Annotated in this window: 4 protein-coding genes and 1 pseudogene; 1 reads left to right on the top strand and 4 read right to left on the bottom strand. The window is 69.4% G+C overall.

Going from position 1 to position 5,303, the window contains the following annotated elements:
• Nucleotides 1-597, top strand: a 597-nt coding sequence (locus OS124_RS27350; RefSeq protein ID WP_040606873.1) for a hypothetical protein, incomplete at its 5' end; no start/stop codon positions are given.
• Nucleotides 598-905: 308 nt separating this feature from the next.
• Here the strand turns inward: OS124_RS27350 and recN are convergent.
• The 4 genes and pseudogenes from recN to OS124_RS0107810 form a co-directional block, all read right to left on the bottom strand.
• Nucleotides 906-2,558 (bottom strand): DNA repair protein RecN, encoded by a 1,653-nt coding sequence (recN, locus tag OS124_RS0107795; protein ID WP_010138923.1) that lies wholly within the window; start codon nt 2,556-2,558, stop codon nt 906-908.
• Between the two features lie 71 nt (nt 2,559-2,629).
• Nucleotides 2,630-3,478, bottom strand: a complete 849-nt coding sequence (locus OS124_RS0107800) for an outer membrane protein assembly factor BamD (RefSeq protein WP_029375271.1) — start codon at nt 3,476-3,478, stop codon at nt 2,630-2,632.
• Nucleotides 3,479-3,679: 201 nt separating this feature from the next.
• The gene (gene lpxC / locus OS124_RS0107805; protein ID WP_029375272.1) at nt 3,680-4,612 is read right to left on the bottom strand and encodes a UDP-3-O-acyl-N-acetylglucosamine deacetylase; all 933 of its coding nucleotides are present in this window, start codon (nt 4,610-4,612) and stop codon (nt 3,680-3,682) included.
• Nucleotides 4,613-4,878: 266 nt separating this feature from the next.
• Nucleotides 4,879-5,303, bottom strand: a pseudogene (locus OS124_RS0107810) (cell division protein FtsZ); the annotation flags it as partial.

The following is a 5,303-nucleotide window of genomic DNA, read 5'->3' on the forward strand; positions in this document are numbered from 1 at the left end:
CTGACCCTGGGCGACCCCTCCGGTCGGGTGATCCTGTGGACCCATGGCATCTACGGCCACTGCCGCTGGCCCGCCGCCCTCGAGGCCCGTGCCGCTGCCGAGGGGCTTTGCCTGCTGGTGCCGATCCGGGCGGGTTTCGGCGGCTCGGATCCCGTCGCCGGCGCCGGGGATCCTGCCGTGCTGGCAGCCTCGGACATGGCGGCGCTGATCGACTGGATGCAGGCCGGGCCGGTGCCGGTCATGGCCACCGGTGCCGACAGCGCCAGCCTTGCCCGGCCCGAGGCCAGGGCCGCCCTGCTCGGCAGCGCCGAGATCGCGCTGGACGGCAGCGGGCACTTCCTGCCCGTTCTGGCGGCCGAACTGACCGCGCAGGCCCGCAACGACTGGACCGGCCTGCTGCTGGGGCTGCGCGACGCGCTGCCGGTGATCCTTCTGCATGGCGTTGACAGCCTGCGCCATCCGGCCGGGCTGCGCGCCGCAGGGCGAGCCGCCTTCCCCTGGATCGCACAGCACGACATTCGCGGCGCGGGCGAGTTGCTGCATGTCCAGATCGGGGATCAGCTGCTGGAGATCGCCCGGCAGCACATCCTTGACTGATCACATTTTCCTGAAGTCCGCCGCCGTCCCCCAACTGGGGTATGATCCCCCGTCCCCGACGTGACAGGCTAAAGGTGGTAAGAGGTGATCCTTTGTGTGCCTCCCGCGACCCCGGCGCTTGGCTCCGGGGCGCGCGGGACCGCCCGATTGCCCTGCCCGGCCCCGGGGGGCTGCCCCCCAACCGGCCCATACCGGCAGGTCCACGGGGTCCGTCCGCGACCATGTCACGAAGGGTGCACGGCCTGTCGGCGCCGCCAGACCGAAAGACGGCGACCGTCGGCCCGACGTGCACCATTCGGTCCTGCGGATCAGCCGGCGTCGATCAGCCTGCGCGCCGCCGCGCGGGCCTCGTCGGTCACCGCGTCCCCCGAGATCATCCGCGCCAGCTCATCCACCCGCGCCTCTGGCGAGAGTGCCAGCACGGTCGACAGCGTGGCCTCGCCCTCGACCCGCTTGGCCACCTGCCAGTGATGGGCGGCCCGGGCCGCGACCTGGGGCGAATGGGTGACGACCAGCACCTGGCCGCCCTCGGCCAGCTTGGCCAGACGACGCCCGACCGCATCGGCAGTGGCCCCACCCACGCCCCGGTCGATCTCGTCGAAGATCATCGTGACGTCGCTGTCGTCGCCGGACAGGCAGACCTTCAGCGCCAGCAGGAAGCGCGACAGCTCGCCGCCCGAGGCGATCTTTGCCAGCGGACCGGACGGCGCGCCGGGGTTGGTCGCCACGGTGAAGGAGACCTCGTCGCGGCCCTCGGGCCCTGGCTCGGCGGCGGTGATCTCGGTCACGAAGCGGGCCCGCTCCATCTTCAGCGGCGCCAGCTCGGTCTCCACCGCCGTGTCCAGCGTGGCGGCGGCAGCCCGCCGCGCCTCGGAGAGCCTGTCGGCCAGGCCCGCATAGGTCGCATCGGCCTCGCGCAGGGCCGCTTCCAGCCGCGCGATCTCTCCGGCACCACCGTCGATGGCATCCAGGCGACCGCGCAGGTCCTGCGCGAGGCCGGGCAGCTCTTCCGGGGTCACGTCATGCTTGCGCGCCAGGGCCCGGATGGCAAAGAGACGCTCTTCGGTGGCTTCCAGCTCCAGCGGGTCGAAATCGAGCGCCTCGAGGCAGCGGACAACCCCGTCGGCGGCCTCGTCCAGCTCGGCCAGGGCACGCGACAGGGCAGCAATGGGCGCATCCAGGCGCCCTTCCAGCCCTTCAGCGGCCTTCTCCAGCCAGCGCATGGCATCGCTCATCGGGCCTTCGGCACCCTCGTTGCCAAGCGCCTGATGCGCGCGGCTGACGTCCTCGCGCAGGCGCTCGGCGCCCTGCATGAGGCGGCGGCGGCTGTCCAGATCGCTCTCTTCGCCGGGCTGGGGATCGAGCTTGTCCAGCTCCTCGACCGAGTGGCGCAGGAATTCCTCTTCCTTGGCGGCGGCGGCCAGGGCGGCACGGGCAGCGTCCAGCTTCTTCTCGGCAGCCGAGCGGGCCCGCCAGGCCTCGCGCAGCTGCGCCTTCAGCGTGCCGACACCGGCGAAATCGTCGAGAATGGCGCGGTGGCCGCGCGGGTTCAGCAGGCCCCGGTCGTCATGCTGGCCATGCAGTTCGACCAGCGTCTCGGACAGGGCCCGCAGCACCTGCCCCGAGGCACGTCGGTCGTTGATCCAGGCCGTCTTGCGGCCATCGCGGGCGTTGATGCGGCGCAGCAGCAGCTCTTCGCCACCGGGCAGCCCCGCCTCTTCCAGCACGCGATGCGCGGCATGGCCCGCAGGCAGGTCGAAGACCGCCGTCACCTCGCCCTGCTCGGCCCCTTCGCGCACCAGGTCGGCACGGCCGCGCCAGCCCAGGACGAAACCCAGCGAATCGAGCAGGATGGACTTGCCCGCCCCGGTTTCGCCGGTCAGCACGTTGAGGCCCGGCTGGAAGTCGAGTTCCAGCCGGTCGATGATCAGCATGTCGCGAATGTCGAGACCGCGCAGCATGTCCGGCCCTCAGCGCGGCGACTCTCCCCCTGCGCGCGGAGCGCCGGGGAAGGCGGAATGCGGGGTCGGGATCAAAGCCAGTCGCCCTTGATCGTCTGCCGGTAGATGCTGGCCAGCCAGCCGTCGCCGCGCACACGCGGTTCCAGCCCCTGACGGGTCAGCAGCTGGTAGCTGTCCTCGTACCACTGAGTCGAACGGAAGTTGTGACCCAGGATCGCCCCGGCCGTCTGCGCCTCGTCGGTGAGCCCAAGCGAAAGGTAGGCCTCGACCAGGCGGTGCAGGGCCTCGGGCGTATGCGAGGTGGTCTGGAATTCCTCGACCACGGTGCGGAAGCGGTTGATCGCCGCGCCGAAGTGGTCGCGCTTCAGGTAGTAGCGGCCGACCTCCATCTCCTTCGCCGCGAGATGGTCGAAGGCGAGGTCGAATTTCAGGATAGCCGACTTGGCGTATTCGGACGACGGGTAGCGCTCGATCACCTGGCGCAGGGCCTGCAGGGCCTGGAAGGTGAGACCCTGGTCACGGCCGATCTCGTCGATCTGGTCGTAGTAGGACAGCGCCAGCAGGTACTGCGCATAGGCGGCATCTTCCGTGGTCGGATAGAAGTCGAGGTAGCGCTGCGAGGCCGCGCGGCTTTCCTCGTAGTTGCGGGCGGAATGCTGGGCAAAGGCCTGCATGATCAGCGCCCGCTGCGCCCATTCGGAGTAGGGATAGAGGCGTTCGATCTCGGAGAAATACGTCGCAGCATCCTCGAAGTTGCGCTCTTCCATCTCGTATTCGCCACGGCCGAAGATCTGCTCGGCGGTGTAGGATTCCATCGGGATGCGCCGATCGTCGACGCCGGGACCACCACCACATGCAGCAAGAGTAAGCGCCAGCAGGACGCCTCCTGCCAGCTTCATTCGGAAAGCTCCGCCCGTCATGCCTGCTTCACCCCTTCAGCGTCCTAGTCATGGGCCGCGCAGGGCGCCGCCGCACCACGGTCCTAGCACAGAAAATTCCGGTGCAAAACGCCTTTACGCGCCGTGCGGCGGCAAAGCGTCCCGGCTTGGGGGCACATGCAAAACGCCGCCCCGAGGGGGACGGCGTCCGGTTCAATGGCACAAGGGCGCGCATCCTGCGCCTCAGGCGACCGCCGAAACCTCGGCGGGCACTTCGGCGGGGGTCACACCGACCCCGGGAAGGCGCGCGGCGGTGGCCTCGTCGCAGGACTGGATGCGGTAGTTGCGGCGATCAGAGAAGAGCTCGCGCAGCAGCGTGTTGGTCAGCGAATGGCCGGCGCGGATCCCCTCGTAGCGGGCCAGCAGCGGCGCACCGGCCAACGCCAGGTCGCCCAGGGCGTCCAGCATCTTGTGGCGCACCGGCTCATCCGCGTGGCGCAGGCCCGAGGGCGACAGCACCCTGGCGCCGTCGACCACCACCGCGTTGTCCAGCGTCCCGCCAAGCGCCAGCCCATTGGCCTGCATCATCTCGACATCGGCCTGGCGGCAGAAGGTGCGGCTGTCGGAGAGTTCGCGCACGAAGGCCCCGTTCTTGATCACCAGTTCGCGGTTCTGGCGGCCAATGGCGGCATCCGGGAAGTCGATGTGGAAGGCGATCTCCATCTGTTCGGCGGGCAGCAGGCGGGCCACGGCCTCGCCGTTGCGGACCTCGACCGGGCGCAACACGCGGATCGCCCGGCTGGGCGCCGCCTGGGCGGTAAGGCCACGGGCCAGGATGCCCCGCACGAAGGGGGCGGCCGAGCCATCGAGGATCGGCACTTCCGGCCCGTCGATCTCGACCAGGGCATTGCCGATGCCACAGCCCGCAAGGGCCGCCATGACATGTTCGATGGTCGAGACGGAAGCGCCGGAGGTGTTCACGAGACGGGTACAGAGGGCGGTGCGTTCGACCGCATTCCAGCGCGCAGGCAGAAGCCCCTCGGCCTCGGAGAGGTCGGTGCGGCGGAACCAGATCCCGTAGCCGGCCTTGGCCGGACGGATGGTCAAAGTGGCGGGCTTGCCCGAATGCAAACCTTGGCCTGTAAAGCTGACCGGTGCCTTGATCGTCTGTTGCACGTTCTTACCCCAGGTGTCCCGACGGTCTGTCCCGACCGTTAACGCCTCATTAGGTACGGGCTGGGGTCGCGAGCCTCAACTCACTCTTTGCAACGGATTGAAACATGGCACGAAATATGGGGCAAAAACCCGCTTTGCCCAAATCGGTGGCAACCCAAGAGATTGATAGAAAAGGAAAAGGCCGCCCGAAGGCAGCCTTAACCAAAAGATCGGAACCCTGCGTCACCGGCAAATGTGATTGCCGGCGCGCGGGGTAATTCCGCAGTTCAGTTCGCCTGACGACGCAGGAAGGCCGGGATCTCGATCCGCTCCTGGTCGGCGTCGGCCTCGTGCTGGGGCGCGCGGCGCGGCGCGGCCTGCGGCTCGACACGTTGCTGCTGCGGTGCCGCCGGTGCCACCCGGTGCTGGGCCGGCTGCGCGGCGCCACCCTCGGGCTGGCCGGTCATGCGGTTGATCAGCGAATTGATCCGCGAGCGCTTCTCGGCGGGCACTTCCTGCTGCATCGTCGGCTGCGGTTGCTGCTGGCGCAGCGGTGCCTGCACCCGGCCGGTCTCGGACCGCGGCTGCTTCGACACGGCGGCCTGCAGGCGCGCCATGGTCTCGGGCGTGGGCTGGCCGGGACGACGCGGCGCCGGAGCGATGAAGGCCTCGCGGTCCATCTCTTCCTCAGCATGGGTCATCGGGGCAGCCT

Source organism: Oceanicola sp. S124, from assembly GCF_000220565.1.
Taxonomy (GTDB): domain Bacteria; phylum Pseudomonadota; class Alphaproteobacteria; order Rhodobacterales; family Rhodobacteraceae; genus Pseudooceanicola.